The following is a 20,067-nucleotide window of genomic DNA, read 5'->3' as shown; positions in this document are numbered from 1 at the left end:
ATATTAATGTCTAAATCATATTAAACATCATGGTAAAAGAAAAATATAAAACCATTCGAATTTTTTTACCCCTTCCTAACATACATATAAATAAGAGTAGTTTGGACATTGATCATTAATAATGAAATAAATCAAAGAAATCGTTAATAAATCCAAGTTAAAGACTAAAGGGGGATTTTTATATGTATATCTCAGATTTTCAAACAAAAGATGTTGTTAACGTTTCTGACGGAAAGAAAATGGGGAATATTGATGATTTTGATATAAATGTTACAACTGGTAAAATACAAGCAATTATTATTAGTTGTCAAGGTAGAATGCTTGGTTTTTTTGGTAAAGACGAGGAATTCGTCATTCCATGGCGAAATATAGTAAAGATAGGTGAAGATGTCATTTTAGTCCGAATGAATCGACAAATTGAAGTCCAAGATGAATAAATTCACTTTCATGCTAAACCTTATCGGCAAGATGTGGTAAAATAAAGTCGATCGTTATGTAATAAATGTCGAAAATGAGGGTTGAGCAAGATGATAGCAGAGCCTTTTTTGCACAGAGATGAATCATACTTGACTTTAGATTCGTGGAATAAAAAAGATAATAGACTGAAGGTCGGTTTTACAACAAAAAATGGTGGAGAGAGTACTGGAGATTTTTGTTCCTTAAATCTTGGGTTACATGTGCATGATCATCATCAGGCTGTTATAAACAATAGAAATAGAATGGCGGAAAAATTAAATGTTCCTTTAGAAGCTTGGGTATTTGCTGAACAGACACATTCTAATAACATTCAAAAGGTTACAAAACAACACAGTGGAAGAGGTACACTAAAATATTCTGATGGTATGGTAAATTGTGATGCTATTTATACAAACCAAACAGGAATCATGCTATCACTTTGTTTTGCAGATTGTGTACCTATCTACTTTTTTCATCCGGAGAAACAATTAGTAGGACTTGCACATGCGGGGTGGAAAGGAACTGTTCAAAATATTGCAGGTGAAATGATAAATTGCTGGAGTGCTGATGAAGAGATTCCTCGTAATGAGATACTAGTTGCAATTGGTCCATCTATTGGATTTTGCTGTTACACAGTTGATGAACGAGTTATTTCAGCAATAGATAGTGAAGTTCTTGAAGTGTATTCAAAGCCATATGAAACGTTAACAACCGGGAAATATAAATTAGACTTAAAAAAGCTTAACAAAAATCTGCTACTTCATGCAGGAATAAAAGAAGAAAATATTTTGGTTTCAAAACAATGTACTAGTTGTGAAGCTGAGCTTTATTTCTCACATCGAAGAGATAACGGGAAAACTGGTAGAATGTTAAGCTTTATTGGTATTAATGAGGAGGCTTAACAATTATTATGGATGTTCAAGCGAATTTCAATAAAATAAGAAATGATATTAAAAGCATTTGTGAGCGAACTGGGCGTAATTCAGATGAAATACAAGTCGTTGCTGTTACAAAGTATGTTAGTGTACAACGTGCTAGAGATGCTGTTGAAGCTGGAGTGTTTCATCTAGGTGAAAACAGAGATGAAGGCTTAAGTGAAAAGTATCATGAGATTGGTGATAAAGCAATATGGCATTTTATTGGTTCCCTTCAAACAAGAAAAGTAAAAAACATCCTGGACAAAGTTGACTACATACATTCTTTAGATCGACTTTCACTTGCTAAAGAAATAAATAAGAGAGCTGTGAAACCGGTAAAATGTTTTGTACAGGTTAATGTTTCCGGGGAAGAGTCAAAACATGGCTGTAAACCCGAAGAGCTTGAAGGTTTTATTATAGAGTTAGCTATATATTCTAATATTGAAGTTGTGGGATTAATGACAATGGCACCTTATACAGATGATACGACACGAATCCGTCAATGCTTTGCTTTATTAAAAAAATGCCAACTAGATGTACAAGCCTTACAGCTACATTCAGCACCTTGTAAGGAACTTTCAATGGGAATGTCTAATGACTATGAAATCGCCATTGAAGAAGGAGCAACTTATATAAGAATTGGCACTTCACTTGTTGGAAATGAAAATGGAGGTGTATAAAAATGTCAATTAAAAACAGATTTAAAAGTTTTTTTGCATTAGAAGATGAAGAATATGAATATATTGAAGAAGAACAAGAAAATGAGTATGAAAGTCAACAGCAAGCATTACCACAAAAACAGCAACCTCAAAATCATAAACATAATGTGGTTAGTTTGCAAAGTGTACAGAAATCATCTAAAGTTGTTTTAAGTGAACCTAGAGTTTATGCTGAAGCACAGGAAATAGCAGATCAATTAAAAAATCGTAAAGCTGTTGTCGTTAATCTTCAAAGCATTCAAAGAGACCAAGCTAAAAGAATTGTCGATTTCCTAAGTGGAACAGTTTATGCAATCGGTGGAGATATTCAACGAGTTGGAATGAATATTTTTCTTTGTACACCCGATAATGTTGACGTAACAGGATCAATTTCAGAGTTAGTATCAGAAGAAGAACATCAAAGGTGGTAAACAAACATGGATTTTTTATACAGTATTATTAGTACAGTGTTATCGATCTATTCCTATGCGATAATCGTATACATTTTATTATCATGGTTCCCGGGTGCCAGAGAGTCAAGCTTTGGTGGATTACTAGCAAAAATAGTAGAGCCATACCTCGAACCTTTTCGTAAAATTATACCGCCACTAGGAATGATTGATCTTTCACCAATTGTAGCAATTTTGGCTTTAATGTTTGCTCAATATGGAGTGGCTTCAATTTTTAATATGATAGGCTAAGGGACTATATAAGGTCCCTCTTTTTTATTATATAGCTATGTTATAGCTTAATGTTGATTTTTAGCACTTTGTTGATTGGAGTGAAAGGCATGAGACTCCTGCTTAGAGAAGCGTGTCAAAGGGAGACCCCACAGGCGCTAGCGCCGAGGAGGCTCCCGGACCTAGGAAAAAACGAACTGCATTTTTTCCCGGGAAAGCGAATGCCTGTAACGGAAATCAACAACAAAATTTAACAGAGCCTATTATATAAATCTAAAACCTAAAGTTTAAAAAGCACAAAAATATGCTTAAATAAAATTAAACTCGAGTTAATTTTAAGTGGAGTGTTTATATGAATCATATTTATCAACATTTTCGTGGTGAAGAACATCATTTTATTGACCAGGTTGTTGAATGGAAAGAAAATGTCCTTATGCAATATAGTCCGAAATTAACAGATTTTCTAGATCCTCGTGAGCAGGAGATTGTTTCATCGGTTATTGGAGAAAATGCAGAAGTGAAGGTTTCATTTCTTGGTGGAGTTCATGAAACAGAGCGAAAAAGAGCTCTGTTGTATCCTGATTATTTTGAGCCTAGTCAGGAAGACTTTCATTTATCTCTTTTTGAAGTACAATATGCTAGTAAATTTATTACTTTAAGTCATAGACAAGTTTTAGGCTCACTAATGAGTCTAGGGCTTAAACGCTCTAAATTTGGTGATATCCGGTTTTATCAAGATAGTGTACAGATTATATGTGCTGATGAGATATCTGATTATTTGAATATGAACTTTAATGAAGTGGGTCGCTCTAAAATTAACCTTAAACAGAAATCTCTAAATGAACTTATTCCACATGAGGATGAGATTCAGGAACTCATTACAACCGTTTCATCTTTAAGGTTAGATGTAGTTGGAGCTGCTATCTATAATATTTCAAGGCAGAAAATTCAGCCACTTATCACTAATGAATTAGTAAAGGTGAATTGGAAGGTAGTCGATTCTACATCATTTGAATGCCAAGAGGGAGATACCATTTCAATAAGAGGATATGGTCGAAGTAAATTAGCATCTATTGAAGGTAAAACAAAGAAAGATCGTTTCCGGATTATTGTTGAAAAACAGAAATAAATATAGTTTTCACATATAGAGGATTGTTTTTTATAATGGCTATGTTACAGATTAATGTTGTTTTTAGCACTTTGTTGATTGTCCGTAATAAATGAGACTCCTGCTTAGAGAAGCGGGAAAGCGAATGCCTGTAACGGAAATCAACAACAAATTTTAACAGATCCTTTATACTAAATAGAGAGAAAACGAAATAAAAATAAGAAATTAAAGGTTTTTTCAACATAACTGTCGAAATATGATTTATAATGTTGTCAAGGATTAACTATTTAACTACATATTGGAGGTGGCATCCATGCCTTTAACACCGTTAGATATCCATAACAAGGAATTCAACAAAGGATTTCGTGGATATGATGAAGATGAAGTAAACGAATTTTTAGATCAGGTTATTAAAGACTATGAAATGGTCATTCGTGATAAGAAAGAATTGGAAGCTCGTGTCTCTGAATTAACAGAAAAATTAAATCACTTCACTAATATTGAAGAGACTCTGAATAAATCAATTATTATCGCTCAAGAAGCTGGAGAAGATGTTAAGCGTAATGCTCAGAAAGAATCTAAGCTTATTATTAAAGAAGCTGAGAAAAATGCTGACCGCATTATTAATGAATCTTTATCAAAATCTAGAAAAATTGCAATTGAGATTGAAGAACTTAAAAAACAATCTAAAGTATTTAGAACTCGTTTCCAAATGTTAATAGAAGCTCAATTGGATTTACTTAAAAATGATGATTGGGATCATTTAATGGAATATGAAGTAGAGCCAATATTTGGTGAAACAGAAGAAGCTAAAAGCTAAACTTGACTTTTTGTTTTTTTATCGCATATAATACGAAAACATAGAGAAGTTTTTATGAAGAGATCAAGTTTTTATAACCTTATATAATAAATGTTGAAAGGGATAGTATTCCTGTATATAACTTATTAAGCGAATCGAGGATGGTGTGAGCTCGAGATAAGTATACAGGGTGAAGATCACCCTCGAGTTCCATACTGAAACCTAATTTGTTAGTAGGATATGGCGTTTCATTCACGTTAAGAATGCTTGAGTGGATTAATTTTATTATTAATCTAATAGGGTGGTACCGCGAGAAACCTTCTCGTCCCTTGAGGGATGTGAAGGTTTTTTTGCGTTTTTAACAATAAAATCCCTAATACTTTCAACGGAATCAAGGTCAGATCACTTAATATTTTTTCACTAAATTATACTGGAGGATTAAGCATGGATTATAAAGATACTCTTTTAATGCCTAAAACTGAATTTCCTATGCGTGGAAATTTACCGAACAGAGAGCCATTAATGCAAGAAAAATGGGAAGAAATGAATATATACAAACAAGTTCAAGAACGTACGAAGAATCGACCACTTTTCGTATTACATGATGGACCACCATACGCAAATGGTGACATTCATATGGGGCATGCATTAAATAAAATTTTAAAAGATTTTATTGTTCGTTACAAATCAATGAGTGGTTTTTGTGCTCCATATGTTCCAGGTTGGGATACACATGGTTTGCCAATTGAAACAGCATTAACAAAAAATAAAAAAGTGAAAAGAAAAGAAATGTCAGTTGCTGAGTTTCGTAAGCTTTGTGAAGAATATGCTTGGGAGCAAATTAATGGTCAAAGAGAGCAATTTAAGCGTCTTGGTGTTCGCGGTGATTGGGAAAATCCATACGTAACATTAGATCCTGCATATGAAGCTCAACAAATCAAAGTATTCGGTGAGATGGCGAAAAAAGGCTATATTTATAAAGGGTTAAAACCAGTTTATTGGTCTCCTTCAAGTGAATCTGCTTTAGCTGAAGCAGAAATCGAATATGCTGACAAACGATCACCATCTATATACGTAGCTTTCCCAATTCAAGATGGTAAAGGTGTATTATCAAATGATGAAAAAATTATTATTTGGACAACAACTCCTTGGACAATACCAGCTAATTTAGGAATCTCTGTTCATCCTGAACTTGAATACAGTGTAGTTGCTGCTGATGGTGACAAGTTTTTAGTAGCTTCTGACCTTGTAAAGGCAGTCGCTGAAACAATTGGTTGGGAGTCTTATGAGATTGATCGTACAATTAAAGGAGCTGAGCTAGACAATGTAGTTGCAAAGCATCCTATTTATGATCGTGAATCACTGGTAATGCTAGGTGAGCATGTAACAAGTGATGGTGGTACTGGATGTGTTCATACAGCTCCTGGACATGGGGAAGATGATTTTATTGTTGGTCAACAATATGGTTTAGATGTATTATGCCCTGTTGATGCTAAAGGATATATGACAAAAGAGGCTGTTGGTTTTGAAGGCATTTTCTATGATGAAGCTAATAAGCCAATTACAGAAAAGCTTCAAGAGGTTGGAGCTTTATTAAAGCTTCAATTTATTACACATTCTTATCCACATGATTGGAGAACAAAAAAGCCTACTATCTTCCGTGCTACAGCACAATGGTTTGCATCTATAAAAGATTTCCGTGAGGACCTTTTAAAAGCTGTAAATGAAACGAAATGGGTGCCTGCATGGGGAGAAACAAGGCTATACAATATGGTTCGTGATCGTGGAGATTGGTGTATTTCCCGTCAACGTGCATGGGGTGTACCTATCCCTGTATTTTATGCTGAAAACAATGAACCAATTATAACGGATGAAACAATTGAGCATGTATCAAACTTGTTCAGAGAACATGGATCTAACGTTTGGTTCGAGCGTGAAGCTAATGATCTTTTACCAGAAGGCTTTACACATGAAGGAAGTCCTAATGGTAAATTTACGAAAGAACAAGATATCATGGATGTATGGTTTGATTCTGGATCTTCACACCAAGCAGTCTTATTAGAAAGAGATGACCTTCAAAGACCTGCAGATTTATATTTAGAGGGATCAGATCAATATCGTGGATGGTTTAACTCTTCATTATCAACAGCAGTTGCTGTAACTGGTGTAGCACCGTATAAAGGTGTATTAAGTCATGGATTTGCTCTTGATGGAGAAGGTCGTAAAATGAGTAAATCAATTGGTAATACTGTTATACCTGCTAAAGTTATGAAACAATTAGGTGGAGACATTCTTCGCTTATGGGTAGCATCTGTAGATTATCAAGCAGATGTAAGAGTTTCTGATGCAATCTTAAAACAAGTTGCAGAGGTATATCGTAAAATTCGAAACACATTCCGATTCTTGTTAGGAAACTTAGCTGATTTTAATCCTGCTACAGATTCAGTTAACCTGGAAAACTTACGTGATGTTGATCGTTATATGCTTGTGAAACTGAACAACTTAACAAAACGTGTTAAAGATTCTTATGAAAACTATGAATTTGCAGCAATTTATCATGCAGTACACAATTTCTGTACAATTGAATTAAGCTCATTTTATTTAGATTTCGCAAAAGATGTTTTATATATTGAATCTAAAGAAAATAATGAACGTCGTGCAATTCAAACAGTTCTTTATGAAACACTTATGTCATTAGTAAAACTAGTAACACCTATTCTCCCTCATACAGCTGATGAAGTATGGGAGCAAATTGATTCTGTTACTGAAGCTAGCGTTCAGTTAGTAGATATGCCTGAGGTGAAGGATTATCCTCAAAGTTCTGAGTTAGAGAAAAAGTGGGATGCGTTCATGTTATTACGTGATGATGTATTAAAGGCATTAGAGGTTGCGCGAAATGAAAAAATTATCGGAAAATCTCTAACTGCAAGCATTGCCCTATATCCTAATAAAGAAACTAAGGCACTACTTGAATCAGTTGAGGAAGATTTGAAACAACTATTTATCGTATCAGGCTTTAATCTTGCAGGTGATTATAATGAAGCACCTGACAATGCTCAAGCTTTTGATGCTGTTAAAATTACGATTACTTCAGCTGATGGAGAAACTTGTGATCGTTGTTGGATCGTAACACCAGAAGTAGGTAAAGTGGAATCTCATCCAACACTTTGTAAACGATGTGCTTCAATTGTTAGTGAGCATTATTAATTAGTAAAAAACAGCCACTCTTTATAGATTGGCTGTTTTTTTGCTTTGGTTAAAGCATGTTGCTAAATGGTTGTGAACATGCGTAAGAACAATGTTTTTATTTTCTAAAAAGGTACTATTTAAAATCATACAGCGGCAAAGTAGATTTTTCTGAGGTAGTTCCTCAATTAGTATATGAAAACAATTAAAAGAGACAATAACTTAAATTAAATAAGAAACGTGATATCCGCCTAATTTTAATTAAAAATGTTTGAAGATAAGTGAGGTTGGGTAAAAAATATTCATTCACCAAATTTATCATACACATTAACAACCATTTCAATCACAGGAAAATTCTTAATAGGGTGAGTTTAGTTTTTTCAGGAAAGAATAATCTTACACCATGAGAAGGATAAGGAGTTGTCCATCTTGAATAAATTTTCTGGGATTCAATATGAATTACAAGTGATGAAAGAAGAACTGCGAACTAGGCTTTTTGATCACAGTTTGTTTGATATGACTTATAGTGATTATCAAGGGAAAAGTCATACCTTAATGCATCATATTAAAGAAGAACTTCAAGATGTAGAGCGTGCCTTAATGAAGATTGATAAAGGGATTTATGGTTACTGTGAAGAAACGGGTGAAGAAATTCCCTTTGAAAAATTAAGGATACTCCCAACAGCAAGAACTAAATTTGATTTCTTTTTCCAGGAATTATATGAAAGAAAAACTCTCCCTCAATATGATTATCATCATGAAGAGACCTATATTACAGGCAGTGACTTCTAATTATAGTTTAGCTGCCTTTATGTTTTGACTCAAATTTTCTTTTAAATAAGGCTTTTTTCATATACTTTGTTGTTTTTAGAATCATGTTGGAAACAAGTCTGTATAAAGTCTAGTGGCATCTTTTCTTCTACAAATCGTACCTTTATGCGATAACATACTGGTTACAACAGATAATGATGTCTATTAGCAACAATTTTTCAGAAAAGAGCCTTAAATAAAGAAGGTTTGGGTCATCTTCATAATGGTTCTTAAATTCAGTATTTTAAACTCTCAAGTTTTTATAAAAAATACCATTCAAAGAAACCTTAAGAGATATTTTCTAATTAGCTAATTATTCCTGATTTTCTTTACGCTTTGTTTTTCTATATGGTACAATTCAGAAGGACAAATGTGTAAAGAGTATAAAGGAAAGTTGGGGACTAAAGTGTATTATTACTTAATTGCAGCAATTATTATTGCCATAGATCAAGTGACGAAGTGGTATATCGTTAAAAATTTGGAGCTTGGGGAAAATATAACAATAATAGAAAATTTCTTATATATTACATCTCATCGAAATAAGGGAGCTGCATGGGGAATTTTACAAGGTCAGATGTGGTTTTTTTATATAGTAACAGCCGTTGTGATTGTTGGGATCATTTACTATATTCAAAAATATACAAAGGAAAATAAGGTAATGGGTGTAGCTCTAGGTTTAATGCTAGGTGGAGCAATTGGTAATTTCATTGACCGGATATTTCTTAAAGAAGTTGTTGATTTTATAAATACATACATTTTTTCTTACGACTTCCCAATCTTTAATGTAGCAGATTCTGCACTCTGTGTAGGTGTTATATTATTATTTATTCATATGTTGTTTTTTGAAGGGAAACAAGAGAAGGAGCAAGCATAATGAACATCGTTGAAATACAAGTAAGTGAAGAATTAAAAAGTGAGAGAATAGATAAAGTTCTCTCAACATCTAATGATGAGTGGTCAAGATCACAAGTTCAGATATGGATTAAAGATGGATTAGTTAAAGTTAATGATAAAATTATTAAAACGAATTATAAATGTCACGTGAATGATAACATCGTTGTTACAATTCCTGATCCGGAGCCATTAGATGTGGTACCAGAACAGATGGATCTTGATATTTATTATGAAGATCAAGATGTTCTTGTTGTTAATAAACCAAAAGGCATGGTAGTACATCCTGCCCCAGGTCATTTGAATGGAACACTTGTAAATGGTTTAATGGCTCACTGTAAAGATCTTTCTGGTATTAATGGTGTGTTAAGACCAGGAATCGTTCATCGTATTGATAAGGATACGTCAGGCTTATTAATGGTAGCCAAAAATGACATGGCACATGAATCATTAGTTCAACAGCTTGTTGATAAAACTGTTACAAGACGTTATAAAGCAATTGTTCATGGAACAATACAACATGATCACGGAACAATTAATGCACCAATTGGCCGTGATAAAGTTGATCGTCAAAGCATGACTGTAACAAATGTAAGTAGCAAAGAAGCAGTTACGCATTTTCATGTATTAGAACGTTTTGAGAATTTCACTTTTGTCGAATGTCAACTAGAAACAGGAAGAACACACCAAATACGTGTTCATATGAAATATATTGGTTATCCACTAGCTGGTGATCCTAAATATGGACCGAAAAAAACGTTGCCTCTCAATGGACAAGCATTACATGCGGGAATTTTAGGTTTTGAACATCCACGTACAAAGAAGTACATGGAATTTGAAGCACCTCTTCCAAAGGAATTTGAACAAGTTTTACAAGACATTAAAAATAATCGTTGACACATTTCTACATGTTTGTCATAATAGGTTTAACTTAATAAGAACCTTTAACACAGTCCCGTGAGGCTGAGAAGGAAAACGGAATAAGGCTATAGTCTAAAAAGGCTAAGTCTGACTATTTTTTCGCATACCCTCTCACATAACGGTGAGAGGGTATTTTCGTTTTCAAGGTTACTTTATAGTAACGAAAAGGAAAGGAGATTAAATAATGTCTCAAAAAGCAGTTGTATTAGATGAACAAGCAATTAGTCGAGCATTAACAAGAATTGCGCATGAAATTATTGAAAGAAATAAAGGCATTGAAGATAGTGTGCTTGTAGGAATTAAAACCCGTGGTATATATTTGGCTAACAGACTGGCTGAACGTATCGAACAAATTGAGGGGAAAAAAATCTCAATTGGTGAATTAGACATCACTCTTTATCGAGACGATTTGTCTACAAAAACAAGTGATCAAGAACCACTTGTAAAGGGTTCAGATATCCCGGTTGATGTGACAAATCAGAAAGTTATCTTAGTAGATGATGTACTGTATACAGGGAGAACAGTCAGAGCTGCGATGGATGCTCTTGTTGATATCGGAAGACCTGCAAATATTCAATTAGCTGTTTTAGTTGACCGTGGTCATCGAGAGTTGCCAATACGTGCAGATTATGTAGGGAAAAATATACCTACGTCAGGGTCAGAAAAAATTGTTGTTGAACTTCATGAAGCTGATCAAAATGACCAAGTAACAATACATGAAAATGAATAATAAACCCTTTTAAGATTGGTCCAGAGAGGCTACAAAGGGGCACATTAGGAATCAAGCATAATAGTGCTTGTAACCTTCTTGTACCTCTTTGCACCTATAGCGAAGAGGTTTTTTGTTTAAACAGTGATTCTTTCACACATTATAACTATCAAGAAAAACATATCGGAGGTTTCCACAGTGAATGAAAATGAAAAACAAATCGTACTAGATGTAAAAGATACTCCAAAACCTTTAACTTGGATAGCGTTAAGCTTTCAACACTTGTTTGCCATGTTTGGGGCAACAATACTAGTACCATTTCTTGTTGAATTAGATCCTGCAGTTGCTTTAATCTCAAGTGGATTAGGAACGATTGCATTTCTACTTATTACAAAATGGCAAGTACCTGCATATCTAGGTTCATCTTTTGCCTTTATAACACCAATCATTGTGGCTAAGGCCGAGGCTGGTGTAGGTGCAGCAATGGTAGGAAGCTTTTTAGCTGGTTTGGTTTATGGACTTATTGCTCTACTTATAAAAGCAACTGGTCATAATTGGGTAATGAAGGTTCTACCACCAGTTGTAGTTGGTCCTGTTATTATCGTAATCGGATTAGGGTTAGCAGGTACAGCTGTTGATATGGCAACACTAAATGCAAATGAATATAGCCTGCAGTATTTTACAGTAGCTCTTGTAACATTACTAATCACAATCTTAAGTTCAATCTTTTTAAAAGGCTTTTTCAATCTAATACCTGTACTACTTGGGATTGCAGGAGGTTACTTATATTCTTTAGCGATTGGTATCATAGATTTTTCGAAAGTAATTGAAGCAAATTGGTTCCAAGTACCAAATTTCGTTATCCCATTCGTCAATTATACACCAGGAATTTCACTGGACATTATCCTACTAATGGTACCGGTTGTTGTTGTAACAATTTCAGAGCATATCGGGCATCAATTAGTTTTAGGTAAAGTAGTTGGAAGAGATTATATCGAAAAACCAGGCTTACATCGTTCAATATTAGGTGATGGTGTGGCAACAATGATTGCGGCTGTTCTTGGTGGCCCACCAAATACAACTTATGGTGAAAATATTGGTGTACTTGCAATTACAAGAGTATACAGTGTGTTAGTCATTTTGGGAGCTGCTGTGTTAGCAGTTGTGTTTGGATTCATTGGTAAAATTTCAGCATTTATAAGTACAATTCCAACACCTGTAATGGGTGGGGTATCAATACTCCTTTTCGGAATCATCGCATCCTCTGGATTAAGGATGATGATTGATAGTAAACTTGACTTAGGAAACAAAAGAAATTTAATCATCACTTCGGTTATCTTAGTGATCGGAATTGGCGAAGCAACACTTAAAATTGAAAACTTTGATTTACATGGTATGGCTTTAGCAGCTATTATCGGTATCATCTTAAACTTGGTTTTACCTCAAGATAAAGAAGCTACAATTAATGATAATCAAACTGTATAAATTTTGCTTAGATCTTTTAAAGAAAGTCCAGAGAGGCTTGAAAGGGTGTAAGGCAATATGAAGGTATATCTATACCTAAATTTGCTCTACTTTAAAACACCCTGATCATTTGAATCAGGGTGTTTTTTTACTAAGGAGTGGTTATTATGTCAAATTTACTGATGATGAACGAACTTACAAATGAAGAAATTATGGAGATTCTCTATGATGCCCAGCAATATAAGTTAGGAGATGGGTGGAAGCCATCAAAAATGATGTTTGTTTCAAACTTATTCTTTGAGCCAAGTACAAGAACAAGATTTAGCTTTGAAGTAGCCGAAAAAAAATTAGGACTTGAAGTATTAAATTTCAGTGCTGAGCATTCAAGTGTTCAAAAAGGTGAAACGTTATATGACACAGTGAAAACGTTAGAATCAATCGGTGCAAATGCAGTAGTGATACGGCATCAGGAAGATCATTTTTTTGAGGATTTGATTGGAAAGGTTTCAATTCCTATTATAAATGCTGGAGATGGTTGTGGTCATCACCCAACTCAGTCTCTATTAGACTTGTTAACGATTCAACAAGAGTTTGGGAGCTTTAAAGATTTGACGGTTTCTATCCATGGTGATATTAAGCATAGTCGTGTAGCTCGTTCAAATGCTGAGGTTTTAACTAGACTTGGTGCTAACGTTTTATTCTCGGGCCCAAAAGAATGGCAAGATCCTTTAAATACTAATGGAACATATGTTGAAGTTGATGAGGCAATTTCTCAATCAGACGTAGTTATGCTGCTTCGCATTCAGCATGAAAGACATGAACAAAAGGCAAATGCACAAAATTATCTGTCTGAATATGGTTTAACGAAGGAAAGAGAAAAACAAATGAAAAAACATGCAATCATTATGCATCCTGCTCCAGTAAATCGAGATGTAGAAATTGATGGAGATTTAATTGAATGTGAACGATCTCGAATCTTTAAACAAATAGAAAATGGAGTTTTTGCTAGAATGGCAGTTTTAAAGAGAGCTTTACAACAAATTAACCACATACAGGAGGTCAATAAACATGTTATTTGTTCTTAAAAATGGTTTTATCATAGATGATCTTGGTGAATTAAAAAAAGCAGACGTAAAGGTAGAAAACAATCAAATTGTAGAAATTGGAGAAAATTTACCAACTGATGGCTACGAGGAAATTTTAGTAGATGGTCAGCTTGTATCAGCAGGTTTTATCGACCTTCATGTTCACTTAAGAGAGCCAGGTGGTGAACATAAAGAAACAATAGAAACGGGAACAAAAAGTGCAGCAAAAGGCGGGTTTACGACAATTGCCCCAATGCCTAATACTCGTCCGGTGCCAGATACAAAAGAACAAATGGAATGGTTACAAAACCGAATTAAAGAAACGGCAGTTGTCAAGGTATTACCATATGCTTCAATTACAACGAGACAGCTTGGTGAGGAATTAACAAACTTTCAAGATTTAAAAGATGCTGGTGCGTTTGCTTTTACAGATGATGGTGTTGGTGTTCAATCAGCAGGAAAAATGCTAGAGGCAATGAAGGAAGCTGCATCGATTGGAGCCGCAATTGTTGCACATTGTGAAGAAAATACATTAATAAATAAAGGTTCAGTTCATGAAGGTGAGTTTTCGAAACAGCAAGGTATTAACGGAATTCCTTCAGTATGTGAATCTGTACATATTGCAAGAGATATTCTTCTAGCTGAAGCTGCAGGATGTCACTATCATGTATGCCATATTAGTACAAAGGAATCGGTTCGTGTAGTAAGAGATGCAAAACGAGCTGGAATTAACGTAACAGCAGAAGTTACACCGCACCATTTGCTTCTTTGTGAAGATGATATTCCAGGATTAGATCCTAACTTTAAAATGAATCCTCCTTTAAGAGGAAAAGCTGATCAAGAAGCACTTTTAGAGGGTTTATTAGATGGAACAATTGATTTTATCGCAACAGATCATGCACCACATGCTGCAAGTGAAAAGGCAGAAGGGATGCAGTTAGCACCATTCGGTATTGTTGGATTAGAAACAGCATTTCCATTATTGTATACAAATCTTGTATTAACAAAAAAAATATTCACACTTAAGCAAATAATCGATTATTTAACTGTTAAACCAGCAGAAGCATTTGGATTACGAAGTGGTGCGTTAAAAGTTGGAGAAGTAGCTGATATAACAGTAGTTGATTTAGACTTAGAAGCTGCCATTGATCCGGAGAATTTCCTTTCAAAAGGGAAAAATACACCATTTACTGGATGGTCTTGTAAGGGTTGGCCAACATTAACAATCGTTGATGGAAATATTGCATGGAAAAAGGGAGGAGTTACAGTATGAAAAGACAATTAATTTTAGAAGATGGAACAATTTTTCTAGGTGAAGCATTTGGAAGTGATAAAGAAAATTATGGTGAAGTTGTGTTCAATACAGGGATGACTGGGTACCAAGAAATTTTATCAGATCCATCATACTGCGGTCAGATTGTTACCCTAACGTATCCTTTGATAGGAAACTATGGTATAAATCGTGATGATTTTGAAACAATCACTCCTTTTATAAATGGCTTTGTTGTAAAAGAATATTGTGACTATCCTTCTAACTGGAGAAGTGAGTATTCAATTGATGAGTATTTTAAAATCAAAAATATACCTGGAATTGCAGGGATAGATACAAGAAAACTTACTAGAATTATTAGAATGCACGGTACATTAAAAGGCGCTATCTGCTCAGGAGATGCGAGTGTTGAGGATGTAATTAATAAACTTAAAGAGACTGATTTACCAACAAATCAAGTAGAAGTTGTATCAACGAAAACAGCTTATCCAAGTCCTGGTAGAGGTCATCGTGTAGTACTAGTAGACTATGGAATGAAGCATGGTATTTTAAGAGAATTAAATAAGCGTAATTGTGATATCGTTGTTGTACCTCATACAGTCACTGCAGAAGAAGTATTACAGCTAAAACCTGATGGGATTATGCTTTCAAATGGTCCTGGGGATCCAAAACAAGTTCCACAGGCGATTGAAATGATTAATGGAATATTAGGCAAGGTTCCTTTGTTTGGGATTTGTTTAGGACATCAGTTGTTTGCCTTAGCAAATGGTGCTGATACAGAAAAAATGAAATTTGGTCATCGTGGATCAAATCATCCTGTAAAGGAATTAAGCACAGGTAAAGTTGATATTACATCACAAAATCACGGATATACAGTAAGAGAAGATTCAATTAGTAATACTGAATTAGAAATAACACATATTGCATTGAATGATGGGTCAGTTGAAGGGCTCAAGCATAAACATGTTCCAGCATTTACAGTACAATACCATCCTGAAGCGTCTCCAGGTCCTGAGGATTCGAACGGATTATTTGATCAATTTTTAAATATGATTGAACTTAATAAGAAAGAAGGGGTTCTATAATGCCAAAACGTACAGATATTAATAAAATTCTTGTTATCGGATCAGGTCCAATTGTAATCGGTCAAGCAGCAGAATTTGATTATGCAGGAACACAAGCTTGTATTGCACTTAAAGAAGAAGGATATGAGGTTGTTCTTGTTAACTCTAACCCTGCGACTATTATGACAGATACAGAAATAGCAGATAAAGTTTATATTGAGCCCCTTACATTAGAGTTTTTAAGCAATATTATTAGAAAAGAACGCCCAGACGCTTTAGTACCAACACTAGGCGGACAAACGGGATTAAATATGGCTGTTGAACTAGCAGAATCAGGTGTATTAGATGAATGTAATGTAGAAATCCTTGGTACAAAATTATCAGCAATTAAACAAGCTGAAGACAGAGATCTTTTTAGATCATTAATGAATGAGTTAAATGAACCAGTACCAGAAAGTGATATTATTCACAACTTAGAAGAGGCGTTCGCTTTTGTTGAACGTATCGGTTATCCGGTTATTGTTAGACCTGCTTATACTTTAGGTGGAACAGGTGGAGGAATTTGTGAGAACGAGGAAGAGTTAATCGAAATCGTTTCAAGTGGATTAAAACATAGTCCAGTTACACAATGTCTTCTTGAAAAAAGCATTGCTGGCTTTAAAGAGATTGAATATGAGGTAATGCGTGATTCAAATGATCATGCGATCGTAGTATGTAATATGGAAAACTTTGATCCTGTTGGTGTTCATACAGGTGACTCGATCGTATTCGCACCAAGTCAAACATTGAGTGATCGTGAATATCAGATGCTTCGTAATGTATCTTTGAAGATTATTAGAGCACTAAAAATAGAAGGTGGCTGTAATGTTCAGCTTGCACTTGATCCACATAGCTTTAAGTACTACATTATTGAAGTTAATCCACGTGTAAGTCGTTCATCAGCATTAGCGTCAAAAGCAACTGGTTATCCAATTGCAAAACTGGCGGCGAAAATTGCAGTAGGGTTAACTCTTGATGAAATGAAAAATCCAGTAACTGGAAGAACGTATGCTTGCTTTGAGCCTGCACTAGATTATATTGTCTCTAAAATCCCACGTTGGCCATTCGATAAGTTTGAATCCGCAAATCGTCGATTAGGAACACAAATGAAGGCTACTGGTGAAGTAATGGCGATTGGAAGAACGTTAGAGGAATCATTATTAAAAGCAGTTCGTTCTTTAGAATCTGATGTTGATTATTTACGCTTAAAAAATGCTGAAGAATTCCAGGATGAATTAATTGAAAAACGTATTCGTCGAGCTGGTGATGAACGTCTATTCTATATTGCTGAAGCATTAAGAAGAGGTGTTACAAAAGAAACAATTCATGAGTGGAGTCAAATTGATCTATTTTTCTTAATGAAAATTGAAAAAATAATCAAGTTTGAAACAAAGCTACAGGAAAATCAATATGACCTAACAATTTTACAAAAGGCAAAGGAAATGGGATTTGCAGATTCAGAAATAGCTAAGCTATGGAACACAAATGAACGTGAAATCTATGAGCTTCGTAAACAAGCAGATATCATTCCAGTTTATAAAATGGTTGATACATGTGCAGCAGAATTTGAATCATCAACACCATATTTCTATGGCTCTTATGAAGATGAAAATGAATCTATTGTTACAGAAAGAGAAAGTGTTGTTGTATTAGGATCAGGGCCAATTCGAATCGGTCAGGGTGTTGAATTTGATTATGCTACAGTTCATTCAGTATGGGCTATTAAAGAAGCAGGCTATGAAGCTATCATTGTTAACAATAACCCTGAAACAGTGTCAACTGATTTCAGTATTTCAGATAAGCTTTATTTTGAACCATTAACAATTGAAGATGTTATGCACATCATTGACCTAGAAAAACCAAAAGGTGTTGTTGTTCAATTCGGTGGACAAACTGCCATTAACTTAGCTAGTGAATTACAAGCAAGAGGAGTTAAGATCCTTGGAACAACACTAGAAGATATCGATCGAGCAGAAGATCGTGATAAGTTTGAACAAACATTAGTTTCATTAGGAGTTCCACAGCCGCTTGGTAAAACAGCAACATCTGTAGAGCAAGCAGTTAAAATTGCGACAAACATCGGCTATCCAGTATTAGTACGTCCTTCATATGTACTAGGTGGGCGTGCAATGGAAATTGTTTATCAAGAAGCTGAGCTATTGCATTATATGAATAATGCTGTAAAAATTAATCCGCAGCATCCAGTATTAATAGATAAATATTTAACAGGTAAAGAAATTGAAGTAGATGCCATTTCAGATGGTAAGACTGTTTTAATCCCAGGAATTATGGAACATATAGAAAGAGCAGGTGTCCATTCTGGTGACTCAATTGCTGTATATCCTCCTCAATCTTTATCTGAAGAAATTAAAAATAATATTATTGACTACACAATTAAGCTTGCAAAAGGGTTAAATATAGTAGGACTTCTTAACATCCAATTTGTTTTATCTAAGGGTGAGATTTTTGTACTTGAAGTAAATCCACGATCAAGTCGTACAGTACCATTTTTAAGTAAAATAACGGGTGTGCCGATGGCGAACTTAGCTACAAAGGTGATACTCGGAGCGGATCTTGCAGATTTAGGCTATGAAACTGGTCTTTATCCTGAAAGTGAAGGGGTATACGTAAAAGCTCCTGTCTTCTCTTTTGCAAAACTTCGTAATGTAGATATTACGCTTGGACCTGAAATGAAATCAACAGGTGAAGTTATGGGGAAAGATATTACGTTAGAAAAAGCACTTTACAAAGCTTTAGTAGCATCAGGTATTCAAATTAAAAACCATGGATCAGTTTTATTAACAATTGCTGATAAAGATAAAGAAGAAGGATTAGAAATAGCACGTAGATTCCATCAAATTGGTTATCAAATTCTTGCAACAAGTGGTACAGCAGATTATCTTAAAAATAATAATATTCCAGTTAAAGTTGTTAACAAAATTGGTGCAAAAGAGCATAACTTACTAGATGTTATTCGAAAAGGTGAAGCGCAATTTATTATCAATACATTAACAAAAGGAAAGCAGCCAGCAAGAGATGGCTTTAAAATCCGCCGAGAATCAGTTGAAAATGGTATTCCATGTTTAACTTCATTAGATACAGCTGTAGCAATTTTACGTGTACTTGAGTCTATGACATTTTCAACAGATACAATGCCTAAAATTAATAAACAGCTAGAGGTGAGCTTAACGTGATTAAAAAAGAGCTGATGGTCGTAACGAAACATGAAAACATTGCAGAGAAAATATTCCAATTAACACTTCAAGGAGAGCTAGTATCTGAAATGGGTAGTCCTGGCCAATTTGTACATCTAAAAGTATCTGAAGGGACAACACCTTTATTAAGAAGACCAATCAGTATCTCTAAAATCGACAAAGATAAAAAGCAATTTACAATGATTTATCGAGCAGAAGGAGCTGGGACACAGCTCCTTTCTCTTAAGAAAACTGAAGATGTTGTTGATGTACTTGGTCCTTTAGGAAACGGATTTCCAGTTGATGAGGTTGGAAGTGGGCAAACTGTTCTTTTGGTAGGGGGAGGAATTGGTGTCCCGCCATTATTAGAGCTATCAACACAGTTATTTAAAAAAGGTGTCACAGTACAACATGTACTAGGATTTCAATCAAAGAATGCTGTTTTTTTAGAAGAGGAATTTCAAAAAATAGGCAAAACTATTATTACAACTGATGATGGTTCTTATGGGTACAAAGGATTTGTTACAAATGCAATATCAGATCATGACTTAACATTTGACGCAATGTTTACTTGTGGACCAACCCCAATGTTAAGAGCGCTAGAAAAGCTACACGGTCATAAACCATTGTTTTTATCTCTTGAAGAAAGAATGGGCTGTGGTATTGGAGCTTGCTTTGCATGTGTATGTCATACTGGTGATGATCCAACAGGAACAAGCTATAAAAAAGTATGTAGTGATGGTCCTGTGTTTAAGGCTGGAGAGGTGGTTTTATAA

At 34.7% G+C, this 20,067-nt stretch carries 18 protein-coding genes and 1 other annotated feature; all 18 genes read left to right on the top strand.

What is annotated here, in order from left to right; all coding sequences use genetic code 11:
* Positions 1-182: 182 nt before the first annotated feature.
* The 18 genes from FS935_RS06595 to FS935_RS06510 all read left to right on the top strand — a co-directional run bounded on the left by FS935_RS06595 (position 183) and on the right by FS935_RS06510 (position 20,067).
* Positions 183-437 carry a YlmC/YmxH family sporulation protein gene (locus tag FS935_RS06595; protein WP_146946785.1) on the top strand — a complete coding sequence of 85 codons (255 nt, stop codon included), beginning with the start codon at positions 183-185 and terminating at the stop codon, positions 435-437.
* A gap of 93 nt (positions 438-530) precedes the next feature.
* Entirely contained in the window at positions 531-1,358 is an 828-nt protein-coding gene (pgeF, locus tag FS935_RS06590; protein WP_146947094.1) for a peptidoglycan editing factor PgeF, read from the top strand.
* An 8-nt stretch (positions 1,359-1,366) separates the two neighbouring features.
* Entirely contained in the window at positions 1,367-2,053 is a 687-nt protein-coding gene (locus FS935_RS06585; RefSeq protein WP_146946784.1) for a YggS family pyridoxal phosphate-dependent enzyme, read from the top strand.
* Positions 2,054-2,055: 2 nt separating this feature from the next.
* Complete coding sequence (locus tag FS935_RS06580; RefSeq protein ID WP_146946783.1) at positions 2,056-2,502, top strand: cell division protein SepF; 447 nt, start codon at positions 2,056-2,058, stop codon at positions 2,500-2,502.
* 6 nt (positions 2,503-2,508) lie between these two features.
* Complete coding sequence (locus FS935_RS06575) at positions 2,509-2,772, top strand: YggT family protein (RefSeq protein ID WP_146946782.1); 264 nt, start codon at positions 2,509-2,511, stop codon at positions 2,770-2,772.
* A gap of 331 nt (positions 2,773-3,103) precedes the next feature.
* Positions 3,104-3,880 carry a YlmH family RNA-binding protein gene (locus FS935_RS06570; RefSeq protein WP_146946781.1) on the top strand — a complete coding sequence of 259 codons (777 nt, stop codon included), beginning with the start codon at positions 3,104-3,106 and terminating at the stop codon, positions 3,878-3,880.
* 292 nt (positions 3,881-4,172) lie between these two features.
* Complete coding sequence (locus FS935_RS06565) at positions 4,173-4,679, top strand: DivIVA domain-containing protein (RefSeq protein ID WP_146946780.1); 507 nt, start codon at positions 4,173-4,175, stop codon at positions 4,677-4,679.
* A gap of 84 nt (positions 4,680-4,763) precedes the next feature.
* Positions 4,764-4,991 (top strand) — a binding site (T-box leader).
* 111 nt (positions 4,992-5,102) lie between these two features.
* Entirely contained in the window at positions 5,103-7,865 is a 2,763-nt protein-coding gene (gene ileS, locus FS935_RS06560) for an isoleucine--tRNA ligase (RefSeq protein WP_146946779.1), read from the top strand.
* A 447-nt stretch (positions 7,866-8,312) separates the two neighbouring features.
* Positions 8,313-8,636, top strand: a complete 324-nt coding sequence (locus FS935_RS06555; protein WP_146947092.1) for a TraR/DksA family transcriptional regulator — start codon at positions 8,313-8,315, stop codon at positions 8,634-8,636.
* A gap of 424 nt (positions 8,637-9,060) precedes the next feature.
* Entirely contained in the window at positions 9,061-9,528 is a 468-nt protein-coding gene (gene lspA, locus FS935_RS06550) for a signal peptidase II (RefSeq protein WP_146946778.1), read from the top strand.
* On the top strand, positions 9,528-10,442 hold the full coding sequence (locus FS935_RS06545; RefSeq protein WP_146946777.1) for an RluA family pseudouridine synthase: 915 nt from the start codon (positions 9,528-9,530) through the stop codon (positions 10,440-10,442). Before lspA ends, FS935_RS06545 begins: the two co-directional genes overlap by 1 nt.
* Positions 10,443-10,650: 208 nt before the next feature.
* Complete coding sequence (gene pyrR, locus FS935_RS06540) at positions 10,651-11,196, top strand: bifunctional pyr operon transcriptional regulator/uracil phosphoribosyltransferase PyrR (RefSeq protein WP_146946776.1); 546 nt, start codon at positions 10,651-10,653, stop codon at positions 11,194-11,196.
* Between the two features lie 177 nt (positions 11,197-11,373).
* Complete coding sequence (locus tag FS935_RS06535; protein WP_240050835.1) at positions 11,374-12,660, top strand: solute carrier family 23 protein; 1,287 nt, start codon at positions 11,374-11,376, stop codon at positions 12,658-12,660.
* Between the two features lie 146 nt (positions 12,661-12,806).
* Positions 12,807-13,724, top strand: coding sequence for an aspartate carbamoyltransferase catalytic subunit (locus FS935_RS06530; protein WP_146946775.1), 918 nt, complete (start codon positions 12,807-12,809; stop codon positions 13,722-13,724).
* Positions 13,708-14,997 (top strand): dihydroorotase, encoded by a 1,290-nt coding sequence (gene pyrC / locus FS935_RS06525; protein ID WP_146946774.1) that lies wholly within the window; start codon positions 13,708-13,710, stop codon positions 14,995-14,997. The genes FS935_RS06530 and pyrC overlap by 17 nt, the downstream gene beginning before the upstream one ends.
* A complete protein-coding gene (locus FS935_RS06520) occupies positions 14,994-16,079 on the top strand; it encodes a carbamoyl phosphate synthase small subunit (protein ID WP_146946773.1) in 1,086 nt (361 codons plus the stop codon). Before pyrC ends, FS935_RS06520 begins: the two co-directional genes overlap by 4 nt.
* Entirely contained in the window at positions 16,079-19,291 is a 3,213-nt protein-coding gene (carB, locus tag FS935_RS06515; RefSeq protein ID WP_146946772.1) for a carbamoyl-phosphate synthase large subunit, read from the top strand. The genes FS935_RS06520 and carB overlap by 1 nt, the downstream gene beginning before the upstream one ends.
* Positions 19,288-20,067: a dihydroorotate dehydrogenase electron transfer subunit gene (locus tag FS935_RS06510; RefSeq protein ID WP_146946771.1), complete on the top strand. Its 780-nt coding sequence runs from the start codon at positions 19,288-19,290 to the stop codon at positions 20,065-20,067. The genes carB and FS935_RS06510 overlap by 4 nt, the downstream gene beginning before the upstream one ends.

It is taken from the genome of Metabacillus litoralis, assembly GCF_007994985.1.
Taxonomy (GTDB): Bacteria; Bacillota; Bacilli; order Bacillales; family Bacillaceae; genus Metabacillus; species Metabacillus litoralis.
This window is presented reverse-complemented; position numbering and strand designations above follow the sequence as displayed.

Excerpts from the sequence above, each read along its gene's own strand:
- FS935_RS06595 (WP_146946785.1), top strand. The coding sequence starts at position 183 with ATGTATATCTCAGATTTTCAAACAAAAGATGTTGTTAACGTTTCTGAC.
- FS935_RS06585 (WP_146946784.1), top strand. The coding sequence starts at position 1,367 with ATGGATGTTCAAGCGAATTTCAATAAAATAAGAAATGATATTAAAAGC.
- FS935_RS06580 (WP_146946783.1), top strand. The coding sequence starts at position 2,056 with ATGTCAATTAAAAACAGATTTAAAAGTTTTTTTGCATTAGAAGATGAA.
- FS935_RS06575 (WP_146946782.1), top strand. The coding sequence starts at position 2,509 with ATGGATTTTTTATACAGTATTATTAGTACAGTGTTATCGATCTATTCC.
- FS935_RS06570 (WP_146946781.1), top strand. The coding sequence starts at position 3,104 with ATGAATCATATTTATCAACATTTTCGTGGTGAAGAACATCATTTTATT.
- FS935_RS06565 (WP_146946780.1), top strand. The coding sequence starts at position 4,173 with ATGCCTTTAACACCGTTAGATATCCATAACAAGGAATTCAACAAAGGA.
- ileS (WP_146946779.1), top strand. The coding sequence starts at position 5,103 with ATGGATTATAAAGATACTCTTTTAATGCCTAAAACTGAATTTCCTATG.
- FS935_RS06555 (WP_146947092.1), top strand. The coding sequence starts at position 8,313 with ATGAAAGAAGAACTGCGAACTAGGCTTTTTGATCACAGTTTGTTTGAT.
- FS935_RS06545 (WP_146946777.1), top strand. The coding sequence starts at position 9,528 with ATGAACATCGTTGAAATACAAGTAAGTGAAGAATTAAAAAGTGAGAGA.
- pyrR (WP_146946776.1), top strand. The coding sequence starts at position 10,651 with ATGTCTCAAAAAGCAGTTGTATTAGATGAACAAGCAATTAGTCGAGCA.
- FS935_RS06530 (WP_146946775.1), top strand. The coding sequence starts at position 12,807 with ATGTCAAATTTACTGATGATGAACGAACTTACAAATGAAGAAATTATG.
- pyrC (WP_146946774.1), top strand. The coding sequence starts at position 13,708 with ATGTTATTTGTTCTTAAAAATGGTTTTATCATAGATGATCTTGGTGAA.
- FS935_RS06520 (WP_146946773.1), top strand. The coding sequence starts at position 14,994 with ATGAAAAGACAATTAATTTTAGAAGATGGAACAATTTTTCTAGGTGAA.
- carB (WP_146946772.1), top strand. The coding sequence starts at position 16,079 with ATGCCAAAACGTACAGATATTAATAAAATTCTTGTTATCGGATCAGGT.